Here is a 14,877-nt window from a genome sequence, read left to right on the forward strand (position 1 = left end):
CGGACCGGTTGATGTGCGTCAGCCGCGCGGCTTCTCGCGCATCTCGTACGTCGCGATGACGTCGTCGATCTTGATGTCGTTGAAGTTTCCGAGGTTGATACCACCCTCGAAGCCTTCGCGGATCTCGGTGACGTCGTCCTTGAAGCGGCGCAGACCCTGGATGTTGAGGTCCTCCGCGATGACCTTGCCATCGCGGACGAGCCGGGCCTTGGTGTTCCGCTTGACCTCGCCGGAGCGGATGAGAACACCCGCGATGTTGCCCAGCTTGGACGAGCGGAAGACCTCGCGGATCTCCGCCGTACCGAGCTCGACCTCTTCGTACTCCGGCTTGAGCATGCCCTTGAGGGCGGACTCGATCTCCTCGATCGCCTGGTAGATGACCGAGTAGTACCGGACGTCCACGCCTTCGCGCTCGGCCATCTGCGCGGCACGCCCAGCGGCGCGCACGTTGAAGCCGATCACGATGGCGTCGGAGCCCATGGCCAGGTCGATGTCCGACTCGGTGACCGCACCCACACCGCGGTGCAGGACCCGGATGTCGACCTCGTCGCCGACGTCGAGCTGGAGCAGCGAGGACTCCAGAGCCTCCACCGAACCGGACGCGTCGCCCTTGATGATGAGGTTGAGTTCCTGCACCAGACCGGCCTTGAGGGCCTCGTCCAGATTCTCCAGGGAGAACCGGACGCCCCTGCGGGCGAAGGCCGCGTTCCGCTCACGAGCGGCACGCTTCTCGGCGATCTGCCGGGCGGTGCGGTCCTCGTCGACCACGAGGAAGTTGTCGCCGGCGCCGGGGACGTTGGTGAGACCCAGGACCAGGACCGGCGTCGACGGCGCCGCTTCCTCGACGTTGTTGCCGTTGTCGTCGAGCATCGCCCGGACCCGGCCGTACGCGTCACCGGCGACCATCGTGTCACCGACGCGCAGCGTGCCGCGCTGGACGAGCACGGTGGCGACGGCGCCGCGACCGCGGTCGAGGTGGGCCTCGATGGCGATACCCTGCGCGTCCTGTTCCGGGTTGGCCCGGAGGTCGAGCGAGGCGTCCGCGGTGAGGACCACGGCCTCCAGCAGGCTGTCGATGTGCAGGCCCTGCTTGGCGGAGATGTCGACGAACATGGTGTCGCCGCCGTACTCCTCGGCCACCAGACCGAACTCGGTGAGCTGACCGCGCACCTTGGTCGGGTCGGCGCCCTCGACGTCGATCTTGTTGACCGCGACCACGATCGGCACGTCGGCCGCCTTGGCGTGGTTCAGCGCCTCGATCGTCTGGGGCATCACACCGTCGTTGGCCGCGACCACCAGGATCGCGATGTCGGTGGACTTGGCACCACGGGCACGCATGGCGGTGAACGCCTCGTGACCCGGGGTGTCGATGAAGGTGATCTTGCGCTCTTCACCGTTGACGTCCGTGGCGACCTGGTACGCGCCGATGTGCTGTGTGATACCGCCGGCCTCGCCCGCGACGACGTTCGTCTTGCGGATCGCGTCCAGCAGCCTGGTCTTACCGTGGTCGACGTGACCCATGACGGTCACGACCGGCGGACGGGACACGAGGGCTTCCTCGCCGCCCTCGTCCTCGCCGAACTCGATGTCGAAGGACTCAAGGAGCTCGCGGTCCTCCTCCTCGGGGCTGACGATCTCGACGACGTAGTTCATCTCGCCGGCGAGGACCTGAAGGGTCTCGTCGGAGACGGACTGCGTGGCGGTGACCATCTCGCCGAGGTTCATCATCACGGCGACGAGCGACGCCGGGTTGGCGTTGATCTTCTCCGCGAAGTCGGTGAGCGACGCACCGCGCGACAGCCGGACCGTCTGGCCCTGGCCACGCGGCAGCATCACGCCGCCTACCGACGGGGCCTGCATGGCCTCGTACTCCTGGCGCCTCTGCCGCTTCGACTTACGACCACGACGGGCGGGCCCGCCGGGACGGCCGAACGCGCCCTGTGTGCCACCACGGCCGCCGGGACCACCCGGACGTCCGCCGAAGCCGGGACGGCCACCGCCGCCGCCACCACCGAAGCCGCCGCCGCCACCGGGACGACCCGGAGCGCCGCCACCGCCGCCGCCACCCGGGCGACCGGCGAAACCGCCACCGCCGCCGCCACCGGGACGGCCCGCGAAGCCGCCGCCACCGGGACGACCGCCGCCGCCACCGGCACCGCCGGGACGACCGCCGCCACCGGGACCACGGCCACCGCCGGGGCCACCGCCGGGACGCGGACCGGCAGCGGGACGCTGCGGCATCATGCCCGGGTTGGGACGGTTACCACCGGGGCCACCGCCGGGACCCGCGGCGCGGGGCGCCTGCGGACGCGGCATGCCGCCGGGGGTGGGACGTCCGGTCCCGCCACCGGGACCGGCCTGCGGACGGGGACCGCCCTGACCGGAGCCCTGGGGGCGCGGAGCACCGGGGGCACCGGGGCCACCGGGACGCGGGGCGCCGCCGGGACGGGGCGCCTGCGGGCGCGCCATTCCGGTGGAGCCACCCGAGGTGAAGGGGTTGTTGCCCGGACGCGGGCCCGCGGGGCGGGCACCGGGACGCGGGGCCTGGCCGGGGCGCGCACCGCCGGAGCGGCCGCCCTGGCGCTGGTCACCCTGACGCTGATCGCTCTGCCGCTCACCCTGGCGCTGGTCGCCCTGGCCGCCCGTCGGGCGGTTGGAGGGACGCGGGCCGGGGGTGGCACCGGGCCGGGGACCGGCGGCCGGGGCCGACGGGGGCGCGGTGAACTCCGGGGCCGCCGGTGCGGCGGGCGCCGGCTTCGGCGCGGCAGCCGCCGGCCGCGGGGCCGGAGCCGGCCGCGGGCCGGGCGTCGGCACGGCGGAGGGGGTGCTCCTGGGGGCCTCGGCGGCGGCCGGCTTGGGAGCCGGGACACCGGGCTTGGGGGCAGCGGGACGTGCCGCCTGCGCCGGAGAGGGCGCGGCGGGCCTGGCGGGGGTCGCCTTGCGGGGCGCCCCGGGCTTGGCAGCGGTCTTGCCGGCGTTGCCGCCGGGCCCCTGCAAAGCGTCAGTCAATTTGCGTACAACCGGCGCCTCGATCGTCGACGACGCCGAACGGACGAATTCACCGAGTTCTTGGAGCTTGGCCATGACGACCTTGCTCTCCACGCCGAACTCCTTGGCGAGTTCGTATACCCGGACCTTAGCCACTTCGCTCCTTTTAGGTCCGGGTTACCGCCGGACCGTCGCTACTTCATGGGCGTACTCATCGCGTACTCATCGAGTGCTCATCGCAATCTCGACCTACTTCCAACTCGCGAGGTACCTGAACCGCACGGGGCTCCGTGCCGTACTTCTTCCTACAGTGCTGCCTGCACTGTGATCGCCTCGACAACCCGGCGCAGCTCCGCGCTGTCGAGCGGTCCCTGGACCCGGAAGGCCCGGGGGAACGCCCGGCGGCGGACCGCCAGATCGAGACAGATCAAGGCGGGGTGCATATACGCACCCCGGCCGGGCAGCGTACCGCGTTGATCGGGAACACATTGTTCTCCGGCCACCACGATGCGCAACAGATCGTTCTTGGCCGCTCGCTCACGGCAGCCCACGCAGGTTCGCTCAGGGCATGCACGGTCGATCGTCCGGCCAGACACGTTCAAGTCTACCTCCCCGCGCCGACCTCACCCCTTTGGGGCAAGGTTCGAACGCCTGCCGCCCGAATGATCACCTCGATATCCGGTACGGCCCCGTCGCGGCGTACCGCGACGGGCCGCCGCCGCCGGTCATTCCTTGATCATTCGAGCGGATGATCAGCCGCGGTCGCGACCGCGGTCCCGGTCGTCGCGACCGCGGTCCCGGTCGTCGCCGCGATCGCGGTCGTCGTCCGTGGGCTCCGTGTCCGGCCGGATATCGATGCGCCAGCCGGTCAGCCGGGCGGCGAGCCGGGCGTTCTGCCCTTCCTTGCCGATCGCCAGCGACAGCTGGTAGTCGGGCACGGTCACCCGCGCGGAGCGGGCGCCCAGGTCGACCACCTCGACCTTGCTGACCCGGGCCGGAGACAACGCGTTCGCCACCATCTCGGCCGGGTCGTCCGACCAGTCGACGATGTCGATCTTCTCGCCGAGCAGCTCGGCCATGACATTACGCACACGCGCGCCCATCGGGCCGATGCAGGCGCCCTTGGCATTGAGACCGGAACGTGTCGACCGTACGGCGATCTTGGTGCGGTGGCCGGCCTCGCGGGCGATCGCCGTGATCTCCACGGAGCCGTCCGCGATCTCCGGGACCTCCAGCGCGAAGAGCTTCTTCACCAGATTGGGGTGGGTACGGGACAGCGTCACCGACGGCCCGCGCACCCCCCTGGCCACCCTGACCACATACGTACGCAGCCGCAGACCGTGGGTGTACTCCTCGCCCGGCACCTGTTCCTGCACCGGAAGGATGGCCTCAAGCTTGTCGTCCAGCTTGACCAGGACGTTCTTCGGGTCCTTGCCCTGCTGGACCAGACCGGCGACGATATCGCCCTCCCGGCGCGCGTACTCGCCGAAGGTGACATCGTTCTCGGCGTCCCGCAGCCGCTGCTGGATGACCTGGCGGGCGGTGGTCGCGGCGATCCGGCCGAAGTCCGACGGGGTGTCGTCGAACTCCTTGGGCTCCTGCCCCTCCTCCAGATCCGCCGGGTCCTCCTTGGCCCAGACCGTGACATGACCGGTGTCCCGGCTCAGGACGACCCGGGCTCGCCGGTGGCTGCCCTCGGTGCGGTGGTAGGCGATGAGGAGGGCCGATTCGATCGCCTCGACCAGCAGGTCGAAGGGAATCTCCTTCTCTTGTGCCAAGCCCTTCAGGAGCTTCACATCGATGTCCACGGCTACGCCTCCTCTTCCTTCTTGTCCTTGCGGCTGAACTCGATCTCCACGCGCGCCTTGTCGATACCGGCGAACTCGATCCGGCGGGCGGTGGACTTGCGCCCCTTCACGCCCGGCACTTCGAGGTCGATGCCCTCGGCGTCGACGGTGAGGATGCGGGCCACCAGCTCGCCGTCGTCGCGCAGTTGGAACCTGGCCAGCCGGCCCACGGCGCGCACGTAGTGGCGGTGTTCCGTCAGCGGGCGTTCCGCCCCGGGGGAGGTCACTTCGAGCTGGTACTCGTCCTCGCCCATCGCGTCCGTCTCGTCGAGCTTGTCGGAGATGGAGCGGCTCAGCTCGGCACACTCGTCGAGGTCCACGCCCTCGTCGGAATCGACCACGATCCTCAGCACACGACGCCTGCCCGCCCGGGACACCTCGATCTCTTCCAGATCCAGGTCCTTCGCGCTGACGAGTGGTTCCAGCAGTCCGCGCAGCCTTTCGCTCTGGGTGGTGCTCATCCGGGTGACTCCTCGGCCGCGTGTGCTGTTGTGGGTTCGTCGCGTGTCAGATCAAAGGGTATCCGGTCCCAAGGGGTGTTGCCGTCCACCAGGGGGTGACCCGCGGGTACGCTCGCCTGCGGTGATCATCGCGAAGCCCGAGGAGAGACGCGTGGGGCGCACGGGGACGACACGGAGGCACGCTCTGATGGCCGCGGGCGCCACGACGGCCGGTCTGCTGACCGGCTGTTCCCAGGACTCGCCGGCCGCGGACAGCCCGGCGGGAATCACGCGGGCGGCCGAGGCCGAGCGCGCGCTGCGGGTGCGCGCGGCCGGCGCCCACCGGAAGTTGCTGGGTCAGTACGACGCCGTGCTGAAGCGGCACCCCGGGCAGCGCGAGCGGCTGACTCCGCTACGGGCGGCGGTCGTACGGCAGTTGGCGGCGCTGGCCCCGGAACCGTCCGAGTCCCCCGACCCGGCCGCGTCGCCGTCAACCGATCCGTCCGTGTCCGTCACGGCCGCGGCCCCGGCTCCGGGCTCGCCGGCCGTACCGGCGGAACCGGCGGCGGCCCTCAGGGCACTGGCCGCGACCGAGCGCCGTACCAGCGACGCGCATACCGCGACGCTCATGGAAGCACCCCCGGAGCTGGCCCGGCTGCTGGCCTCTCTCGCGGCGGCGAACGCCGCCCACGCCTATCTGCTGACGGAAGGATCCCGCTCATGAGCGCGGCGCGGACGACACGGACAGCGCGGACAGCGGGCACGGCGACCGCGACGAGCGACGGTCCGCTGGACGCCGCGCGGGCCGCGCTCGCCGCGGAGCACGCCGCGGTGTACGGGTACGGGGTCGTGGGCGGTCGCGTCGACGGCGCACGCCGGAGCGAGGCCACCAGCGCGCACGCGGCGCACCGGGCCCGGCGTGACGCGCTCGCACGGACCGTACGGGACCTGGGCGGTACACCCGCCGCCGCTGCCCCCGCGTACACCCTGCCCTTCCCCGTACCGGACTCCGCCGCGGCCGTACGGCTGGCCGCCCATCTGGAGGACCGGGTCGCGGGCGTCTACTCCGATCTCGTACGGGCCGCGGAGGGCCCCCTGCGGCGGGAGGCGGCGGGCGCGCTGCGCGAGGCCGCCGTGCGCGCGGTGCGCTGGCGCGGGACCGGCGTAGCCTTTCCTGGGCTCGCCGAGCGCGCGTGAGCCCGTGAGCTCGGAAAGGGAACCACGCACGTATGGGTTGTGAACCGCCGCGGCGTCTGGTGCGCACGCTCGGCGAGAGGTACGGGGAGACCACCGCCGCCGAATGGCTCGGCCGACTGCCCGGCATCGCCGATGCCGCGGTCGCCCGGCGGGGTCTTGAGGTCGAGCGGGTGATCGCGCCCGGCGGCCGGAGCGGTCTGGTGCTGCTCGTACGGCGGTCCGACGGCTCCCCCGCGACGCTCAAGATCGTCCCGCCGTTCGCGGCTCCCTCGCTGGAGCGGGCGGCGCTGGCGCACTGGAAGGGCTGGGGAGCGGTGGAACCGCTCGACGCGGGGGACGACGGCGGCACGGAAAACCCGGACACCGACGGTGGCGCACTGCTCCTGGAACGGCTGCATCCAGAGGTGTCGCTGCGCTCCCTGCCGGAGGCGAAGTCACTGCTCGAAGCGGCGGGTACGGTGCGCCGGCTGTGGGTCGACCCGCCCGGGGGCCACGGCTTCGAGACGGTGGCCGAGCGGACCGCGCGGGAGGCGGCGGCGCTGCGGACGACCGCCGACGACACGCTCGCGCCGCTGGTGTCGGCGGCGCTGACGGCGCGCGACGAACTCTGCGCCTCCGCCGCCGAAGTACGGCTCCTGCACGGCGCCTTCGGTCAGGGCAAGGTGCTCGCCGGCGACCGCGCGCCCTGGCTCGCGGTCGGCCCGGAACCGCTGGTCGGTGAGCGCGCCTACGATCTGGCCCGGCTGGTGCGCGACCGGGTCGAGGACCTGGTGGCGGCCTCGTCGGGGGCGTCCTCGGCCCGTCGGCGTGTCAACAGGCTGGCCGATTCACTGGATCTGGACCGGGAACGGGTGCGTGGGTGGACGCTGTTCCGGGCGGTGGAGTCGGGGGTGCGTACGCTTCGGGCGGGCCGTCGGCAGAGCGGGGAACTGCTGCTGGAGTTCGCGGGCTGGCTGTAGCCCCGGGCTTCCGCGCGGGACGGGCTCGGCGTGCGAGCCCGTCCCGCGCTGGGCCTCGGTCAGGCGGTCAGGCGGGCGATCGCCTCCGCGACGGTCAGTTCCTCGCGCTCGCCCGTACGGCGGTCCTTCAGCTCCAGGACGCCGTCGGCCGCGCGACGGCCCGCCACCAGGATCTTGGGCACACCGATCAGTTCGGCGTCGGTGAACTTCACGCCCGGCGAGACCCCGGGGCGCTCGTCCACCAGTACCCGCAGTCCGGCCGCCGACAGCTGCTCGGAGACGTCCAGCGCCAGTTCCGTCTGGAGCGCCTTGCCCGCCGCGACGACATGGACGTCCGCGGGGGCGATCTCCCGGGGCCAGCACAGTCCCTGCTCGTCGGCGCTCTGCTCGGCCAGGGCCGCCACCGCGCGCGAGACGCCGATGCCGTACGAGCCCATGGTCACGCGGACCGGCTTGCCCTGCTGGCCGAGGACATCGAGCTGGAAGGTGTCGGCGTACTTGCGGCCGAGCTGGAAGATATGGCCGATCTCGATCGCGCGGTCGAGCTTGAGGCCGGTGCCGCAAGCGGGGCAGGGATCGCCCTCCTCGACCACGACGACGTCCAGGTAGTCGTCGACCTCGAAGTCCCGTCCGCAGACCACGTCGCGCGCGTGGGTGTCGGGCTTGTTGGCTCCGGTGATCCAGGCGGTGCCGGCCGCGACGCGCGGGTCGGCGATATAGCGGATCTTGAGGCCCTGCGGGCCGACATAGCCCCGTACGAGCTCGGGGCGGTCCTCGAAGTCCTCGGCCGTCACCAGCTCCACCACCGCGGGCGCGAGGTGTTCGCCGAGCTTGCCGAGGTCCACCTCGCGGTCGCCGGGGACGCCGACCGCGGTGATCTCGCCGTCGACCTTGACGAGGAGGTTCTTCAGCGTCGCCGAGGCCGGCACTCCGAGGTGCGCGGCGAGCGTTTCGATGGTCGGGGTGTCCGGGGTGTCAAGCTCCTCGACCGGGCCGGGCTCGGCCGCCGCGGGCACGGTCGCGGTGAAGGTGACAGCCTCCGTGTTGGCCGCGTAGTCGCAGGCCGGGCAGTCCACGAAGGTGTCCTCGCCGGCCGCGGCGGGCGCCAGGAACTCCTCGGAGGCGGAGCCGCCCATCGCGCCGGAGACCGCGGAGACGATCCGGAAGTCGAGGCCGATGCGCGCGAAGATCTTCTGGTACGCGGCGCGGTGCAGCGCGTAGGACTCGGCCAGGCCCTCGTCGGTGGTGTCGAAGGAGTAAGAGTCCTTCATCTGGAACTCGCGCCCGCGCAGCACACCGGAGCGCGGCCTCGCCTCGTCGCGGTACTTCGTCTGGATCTGGTAGAGCATCACCGGCAGGTCCTTGTAGGACGTGCACTGGTCCTTGACGACCTGGGTGAAGATCTCCTCGTGCGTGGGGCCGAGCAGATAGTCGCCGCCCTTGCGGTCCTTGAGGCGGAACAGCAGATCGCCGTACTCCTCCCACCGGCCGCTCGCCTCGTAGGGCTCCCTGGGCAGCAGCGCGGGCAGCAGCACCTCCTGCGCGCCGATGGCGTCCATCTCCTCGCGGACGACGCGCGAGATGTTGTCGAGGACCTTCTTGCCCAGCGGCAGCCAGCTCCAGATGCCGGCGGAGGTACGGCGGACGTACCCCGCGCGGACGAGCAGCTTGTGGCTGAGCGTCTCGGCGTCCGCCGGGTCGTCGCGCAATGTCTTGACCATCAAACGGGACATGCGCTGGACCTGGGACATGGGGAGCACTCCTGCGTTCTCTCGGGTGATGCCAGGAGGTTAGCCGGGGCACGCCCGCGGGCGGAAATCAGTTCTCCGCGCCGCCCGCCCGGCGCAGCGGAAGCGGGGCGCCCATCACGGCGTACGGCTTGGGGGCGCTGGGGAAGTGGACCTGGCGTGCCAGGTCGGTGTAGCCGAGCGCGCGGTAGAGGCGGCGGGCCGGGCTCTCGATGTCGATCGCGGAGAGGATCGACTTGGGTTCGCCGGCGCTGTCGGTGATCGTGGTGATCAGGGCCCGGCCGATACCGCGGGCCTGGAACTCCGGGTGGACATGCAGCTCGGTGATCACGAAGGAGTCGACGAGCCAGTCCTCGGAGCCGGTGGTGCGCAGATACGGCTCGACCACGGTGGACCACCAGTGGGCGCGGTCGTTCGGCAGGCCGTATACGAAGCCGACGAGCCGGCCGGCCACGGTGGTCGCGCCGAGGGCGCGGGAGCCGCGCAGCAGCAGATGGCGGAGCACGATATGGCGGCGAACCTCGATCTCGTCGTCGCTGAGCCCGAAGGCGAGGGCCTGTACGGCAAGCGCCTCGTCGACGCGTGCGGCGAGATCGACCGGCCCTACCCGTACATCGGGGGTGCGGGGGCTGCCCCCGGGAATGCTCAGCATGGGCCGAACCCTACTTTCAGAACAGCACGCTCATGAAGGCGCCCACTTCACGGAAACCCACCCGGCGGTACGCGGCTCTGGCAGGGGTGTTGTAGTCGTTCACGTACAGGCTCACGACGGGCGCGACATCGGCCAGCGCGTACCGTACGACCGCCGCCATGCCCGCTTCGGACAGGCCGCGGCCGCGGAATTCGGGGTCGACCCAGACGCCCTGGATCTGGCAGGCCCGGGTGGTGGCGGCGCCGATCTCGGCCTTGAAGATGACCCTGCCGTCGTCGATACGGGCGAACGACCGCCCCGCGCCGACGAGTTCGGCGACGCGCGCCTGGTAGAGCAGTCCGCCGTCACCGGCGAGCGGCGAGACACCGACCTCCTCGGTGAACATGGCCACGCAGGCGGGCATGATCACTTCGAGCTCGGCCTTGCGGATGCGGCGTACGAACGGATCGGGCGCGACGGTGGCGGGAATCCGCTCGGTGACCATCAGCGGCTGGTGGGCGCGGATCTCGCGGGCCGGGCCCCAGCTCGGTTCGAGCAGCCGCCACAGCTGGGTGGTGGGTTCGGCGGGGCCGACGATCGAGGAGCAGCGGCGGCCAGCCCTGCGAGCCCGGTCGGCGAAGGCGCGCACGGCCTCGGGGGTGGCACAGATGGGTACGAGATTGGCGCCGGAGTAGCAGAGGGAGCGCAGCCGCCCGTCCGCGTACCAGCCCCACATCTCGCCACCGAGGCGCCAGGGGTCGAGCCCCGCGACCTGTACGCGGGACGTCACGAAGGCGTTTTCGACGGGCTCGCTCTCCAGAATGGCGAGCGCGGCGTCGAGTTCGCTGGGTTCGAGGACCCGGGTGGTGGTCTGCGTCAACACGAGGGGGCCTCACCATACGTCTGCCGATCTCCGCACTGTACCCGGCCCCTTCCCGGTATGCCGCTCATCGGAGCGGGGTCCGGTATCGCCGCAGGTCAGAGCGCGGCAAATCCCGCAGCCGATGCCCGGGGGGCGGTGGCTGCGGGATTCGTCGCGAACATATGTCCATGGCCGGTGGGGCCCTCGTGTGCCGCGGTCAGCGGACGGAGACCTCGGGCTCGCCCGAGGCGACGCCGTCCTTCTCCATCTGCTCCGCGATCTTCATGGCCTCGTCGATCAGGGTCTCCACGATCTTCGATTCCGGGACGGTCTTGATGACCTCGCCCTTGACGAAGATCTGGCCCTTGCCGTTGCCGGACGCGACTCCGAGGTCGGCCTCACGGGCCTCGCCGGGACCGTTCACGACACATCCCATGACGGCCACGCGCAGCGGGACCTCCATGCCCTCCAGACCGGCCGTCACCTCGTCGGCCAGCTTGTAGACATCGACCTGGGCCCGGCCGCAGGAGGGGCAGGAGACGATCTCCAGCCTGCGCTGGCGCAGGTTCAGCGACTCCAGGATCTGGATGCCGACCTTGACCTCCTCCGCCGGCGGGGCGGAGAGCGAGACGCGGATCGTGTCGCCGATGCCTTCGCTGAGGAGGGCGCCGAAGGCCACCGCGGACTTGATGGTGCCCTGGAAGGCCGGTCCCGCCTCGGTGACGCCGAGGTGCAGCGGGTAGTCGCACTGCGCCGCCAGCTGCCGGTACGCGTTGACCATGATCACCGGGTCGTTGTGCTTCACCGAGATCTTGATGTCCCGGAAGCCGTGCTCCTCGAACAGCGACGCCTCCCAGAGCGCCGACTCGACCAGCGCCTCCGGCGTGGCCTTTCCGTACTTCGCCAGCAGACGCGCGTCCAGCGAACCGGCGTTCACCCCGATCCGGATCGGGGTGCCGCTCTCGCCGGCCGCCTTCGCGATCTCCTTGACCTTGTCGTCGAACTGCTTGATGTTGCCCGGGTTCACCCGCACCGCCGCACAGCCCGCGTCGATCGCCGCGAACACGTACTTCGGCTGGAAATGGATGTCCGCGATCACCGGGATCTGCGACTTCCGCGCGATCGTCGCCAGCGCGTCCGCGTCGTCCTGGGTCGGGCAGGCGACCCGTACGATCTGGCAGCCGGACGCCGTCAGCTCGGCGATCTGCTGCAACGTCGCGCCGATGTCCGACGTACGTGTCGTCGTCATCGACTGCACCGAGACCGGTGCGTCCCCGCCGACCGCCACCGACCCCACCTGGATCTGACGGCTGATCCGTCGGTCGGCGAGCTTGGTCGGAACGGACGGCATTCCGAGAGAAATTGCAGTCATCTGCTGTGCAACCCCAAGGTGTGGATCGAGGTCCCGAGATCGGCGGGCTCCAGCACCCGAGATTACGCCACCGCGTGCGGGCCGGGCACATCCACGCGAAAACTCCACCCAAAGGTAAGCGGCCGGACACGAATGGTGCCCGGCCGCTCCGAATCGGTCGCTATCAGCTGATCTTGACGGGGTTGAAGACGTCGGCGACCAGAACGAGCAGGGTGAAGCAGATGAAGATCCCCGCCACGACATAGGCGACGGGCATCAGCTTCGCCACATCGAACGGGCCCGGGTCGGGCCGCTTGAACAGCCGTGCGAGCCTGCGCCGCAGCGATTCCCAGAGCGCGCCCGCGATATGCCCGCCGTCCAGGGGCAGCAGGGGCAGCATGTTGAAGAGGAAGAGCGACAGATTGAAGCCCGCGAGCAGGAACAGCATCATCGCGATCTGGTTCTGCGCCGGGATGTCCAGCGTCATCACCTCGCCGCCGATGCGCGCCGCCCCGACCACGCCGACCGGTGAGTCGTCCTTGCGGGGGCCGTCGCCGAAGGCCGCGCTCCAGAGGTCGGGGATCTTGGAGGGCAGGGCGATGATCGACTCGACGCCGTCCCCGATCATGGTGCCCATCCGGTCCACGGACTGGGGGAAGGAGAGCGGGACGATCTCGGTGGAGGCGGCGAAGCCGAGATAGCCGGCCGGTACGTACTTGTCCGGGACGACCTCGCCGTTGGAGTCCTTCTCGGCGACCATGTTCTTGGCGAGCGTGGCGTGCAGGACCTTCTCGCTGCCGTCGCGGTCGACGGTGATGGTGGCGGGGCCGATCGTCTTACGGATGAGGCCGGAGAGCGTCGCCCAGTCCTCGACGCGCTGCCCGTTGAAGGCGACGATCTTGTCGCCCTTCTGGAGACCGGCCGCGCGCGCGGGCGAGACGGGGTCCTTCTTCTCGCACGTGTCGCGGTCCTCGCTCTGCGAGATCACACACTGCTGTACGCCGGCGACCTGGGTGGTCTGGGTCTGGAAGCCGAAGCTCATCGCGACGCCGATGAAGATCACGGCGGCCAGCACGAGGTTCATGAACGGACCCGCGAACATCACGATCACGCGCTTCCACGGCTTGCGCGTGTAGAAGAGGCGCTTCTCGTCGCCCGGCTCCAGCTCCTCGAAAGCGGCGGAGCGCGCGTCCTCTATCATCCCGCGCCAGGGCGAGGTGGAGCGTGCCTCGATCTTGCCGTCGGGGCCCGGCGGGAACATTCCGATCATCCGGATATAGCCGCCCATCGGGATCGCCTTGATCCCGTACTCCGTATCGCCTCTCTTGCGCGACCAGATGGTCGGCCCGAAACCGACCATGTACTGGGGCACGCGGATGCCGAAGAGTTTGGCCGTGGAGAGATGGCCCAGTTCGTGCCAGGCGATGGAGAAGAGCAGCCCCGCGACAAAGATGAGAATGCCGAGGACCGTCAACAGGATCGTCATGCGCGAGCCTCCGCTGGCTGTTCTTCACTGAATGTCGCTACCGTTTCACGGGCCCGGGCGCGGGCCCAGGTCTCCGCTTCGAGGACGTCCGCCACCGTGAGCGAGGTTCCCGTACGGGGGGTGCCGTGCTCCGCGACGACCTCCGTGACCGTATCCATGATGCCGTTGAACGGCAGCCGTCCCGCCAGAAACGCGTCCACGCACTCCTCGTTCGCGGCATTGAACACCGCGGGGGCCGTGCCGCCCAGCGACCCGACCTGCCGGGCGAGTCCCACGGACGGGAACGCCTCGGTGTCGAGCGGGAAGAACTGCCAGGTCGAGGCCGTGGTCCAGTCGAAGGCGGGCGCGGCGTCCGGCACCCGCCCCGGCCAGCCGAGACCCACGGCGATCGGTCCGCGCATATCGGGCGGGGTCGCCTGGGCCAGGGTCGAACCGTCGTTGAATTCCACCATCGAGTGGACATACGACTGGGGGTGTACGACGACCTCAATGCGTTCGAAGGGAATGTCGTACAGCAGATGGGCCTCGATCACTTCGAGGCCCTTGTTGACGAGGGTCGCGGAGTTGACCGTGATCACCGGACCCATGGCCCAGGTGGGGTGCGCGAGGGCGTCCTTGGGGGTGACATGCGCCAGCTCGGCCTTCGTACGTCCCCGGAAGGGCCCGCCGGACGCCGTCACCACCAGCTTGCGCACCTCGGCGCGGGTGCCGGCGGCCAGCGCCTGGAAGAGCGCGGCGTGCTCGGAGTCGACGGGGATGATCTGGCCGGGCCTGGCCAGGGCCTTCACCAGCGGGCCGCCGACGATCAGCGATTCCTTGTTGGCGAGCGCCAGTGTGCGGCCCGCCGTGAGGGCGGCGAGGGTGGGTGCGAGTCCGATGGAGCCGGTGATGCCGTTGAGCACGGTGTGGCAGTCCGACGCCGCCAGCTCGGTGGCGGCGTCGGGTCCGGCAAGGATCTCGGGGAGCGGTTCACCCGTGCCGTACCGCTCGGCCAGCGCCTCACGGAGGGCGGGCACGGCCTCCTCGCGCGCGACCGCGACGGTACGGACCCGCAGCCGCCGCGCCTGCTCGGCGAGCAGTTCCACCCGACCGCCGGCGGCGGAGAGCGCGGTGACACGGAAGCGGTCGGGATTGCGCAGGACCAGGTCGATGGCCTGGGTGCCAATGGATCCGGTGGAGCCGAGGACGACGATGTCCCGGCGGCCTTCGATCGGATCGAAGGTGATGTGCGGATCGGCGAGAGGGGCTGGGCAGTCGCTCATGCCCCCATTCTTGCCTCATCCCCGCGCGGGGAGGACAGTGCGCCCCTGTAGGTGATCCCGTGCGCCGGTCCTCACGGCCTTTTCGCGGCTTCCCCGGCGAGGACAC

13 protein-coding genes are annotated in these 14,877 nt (G+C 70.7%); 3 read left to right on the forward strand and 10 right to left on the reverse strand.

Annotated elements, in window-relative coordinates:
- Positions 1-18: 18 nt before the first annotated feature.
- From infB to rimP, 4 genes are all read right to left on the reverse strand, one after another.
- Complete coding sequence (gene infB / locus ACFRMN_RS31825) at positions 19-3,144, reverse strand: translation initiation factor IF-2 (RefSeq protein ID WP_383026121.1); 3,126 nt, start codon at positions 3,142-3,144, stop codon at positions 19-21.
- Positions 3,145-3,293: 149 nt separating this feature from the next.
- Positions 3,294-3,584, reverse strand: coding sequence for a YlxR family protein (locus ACFRMN_RS31830; RefSeq protein ID WP_383026226.1), 291 nt, complete (start codon positions 3,582-3,584; stop codon positions 3,294-3,296).
- Positions 3,585-3,740: 156 nt separating this feature from the next.
- Entirely contained in the window at positions 3,741-4,796 is a 1,056-nt protein-coding gene (gene nusA / locus ACFRMN_RS31835; RefSeq protein WP_365976707.1) for a transcription termination factor NusA, read from the reverse strand.
- Positions 4,797-4,798: 2 nt separating this feature from the next.
- Positions 4,799-5,296, reverse strand: coding sequence for a ribosome maturation factor RimP (rimP, locus tag ACFRMN_RS31840; RefSeq protein ID WP_383026125.1), 498 nt, complete (start codon positions 5,294-5,296; stop codon positions 4,799-4,801).
- Between the two features lie 187 nt (positions 5,297-5,483).
- Between rimP and ACFRMN_RS31845 the strand changes: the two genes are divergently transcribed.
- Genes ACFRMN_RS31845 through ACFRMN_RS31855 form a run of 3 tightly spaced genes read left to right on the forward strand, consistent with a single transcriptional unit; the run spans position 5,484 to position 7,431 of the window.
- Positions 5,484-5,999, forward strand: a complete 516-nt coding sequence (locus ACFRMN_RS31845; RefSeq protein WP_383026128.1) for a hypothetical protein — start codon at positions 5,484-5,486, stop codon at positions 5,997-5,999.
- Complete coding sequence (locus tag ACFRMN_RS31850) at positions 5,996-6,472, forward strand: ferritin-like domain-containing protein (RefSeq protein WP_383026130.1); 477 nt, start codon at positions 5,996-5,998, stop codon at positions 6,470-6,472. Before ACFRMN_RS31845 ends, ACFRMN_RS31850 begins: the two co-directional genes overlap by 4 nt.
- Before the next feature lie 32 nt (positions 6,473-6,504).
- The gene (locus tag ACFRMN_RS31855) at positions 6,505-7,431 is read left to right on the forward strand and encodes an aminoglycoside phosphotransferase family protein (RefSeq protein WP_383026133.1); all 927 of its coding nucleotides are present in this window, start codon (positions 6,505-6,507) and stop codon (positions 7,429-7,431) included.
- 59 nt (positions 7,432-7,490) lie between these two features.
- On the opposite strand, the gene ACFRMN_RS31860 is transcribed toward ACFRMN_RS31855, so the two are convergent.
- The 6 genes from ACFRMN_RS31860 to dxr form a co-directional block, all read right to left on the reverse strand.
- Positions 7,491-9,182 (reverse strand): proline--tRNA ligase, encoded by a 1,692-nt coding sequence (locus ACFRMN_RS31860; protein WP_383026136.1) that lies wholly within the window; start codon positions 9,180-9,182, stop codon positions 7,491-7,493.
- Positions 9,183-9,249: 67 nt separating this feature from the next.
- Positions 9,250-9,831, reverse strand: coding sequence for a GNAT family N-acetyltransferase (locus tag ACFRMN_RS31865; RefSeq protein ID WP_383026139.1), 582 nt, complete (start codon positions 9,829-9,831; stop codon positions 9,250-9,252).
- Between the two features lie 16 nt (positions 9,832-9,847).
- Positions 9,848-10,690, reverse strand: a complete 843-nt coding sequence (locus ACFRMN_RS31870) for a GNAT family N-acetyltransferase (RefSeq protein WP_383026229.1) — start codon at positions 10,688-10,690, stop codon at positions 9,848-9,850.
- 199 nt (positions 10,691-10,889) lie between these two features.
- Positions 10,890-12,044, reverse strand: a complete 1,155-nt coding sequence (ispG, locus tag ACFRMN_RS31875; protein ID WP_383026141.1) for a flavodoxin-dependent (E)-4-hydroxy-3-methylbut-2-enyl-diphosphate synthase — start codon at positions 12,042-12,044, stop codon at positions 10,890-10,892.
- 163 nt (positions 12,045-12,207) lie between these two features.
- On the reverse strand, positions 12,208-13,509 hold the full coding sequence (locus ACFRMN_RS31880) for a M50 family metallopeptidase (RefSeq protein ID WP_383026144.1): 1,302 nt from the start codon (positions 13,507-13,509) through the stop codon (positions 12,208-12,210).
- The gene (gene dxr, locus ACFRMN_RS31885; RefSeq protein ID WP_383026147.1) at positions 13,506-14,771 is read right to left on the reverse strand and encodes a 1-deoxy-D-xylulose-5-phosphate reductoisomerase; all 1,266 of its coding nucleotides are present in this window, start codon (positions 14,769-14,771) and stop codon (positions 13,506-13,508) included. The genes ACFRMN_RS31880 and dxr overlap by 4 nt, the downstream gene beginning before the upstream one ends.
- Between the last annotated feature and the right edge of the window lie 106 nt (positions 14,772-14,877).

It is taken from the genome of Streptomyces sp. NPDC056835 (assembly GCF_042789485.1).
In the GTDB taxonomy this organism is placed as follows: Bacteria; Actinomycetota; Actinomycetes; order Streptomycetales; family Streptomycetaceae; genus Streptomyces.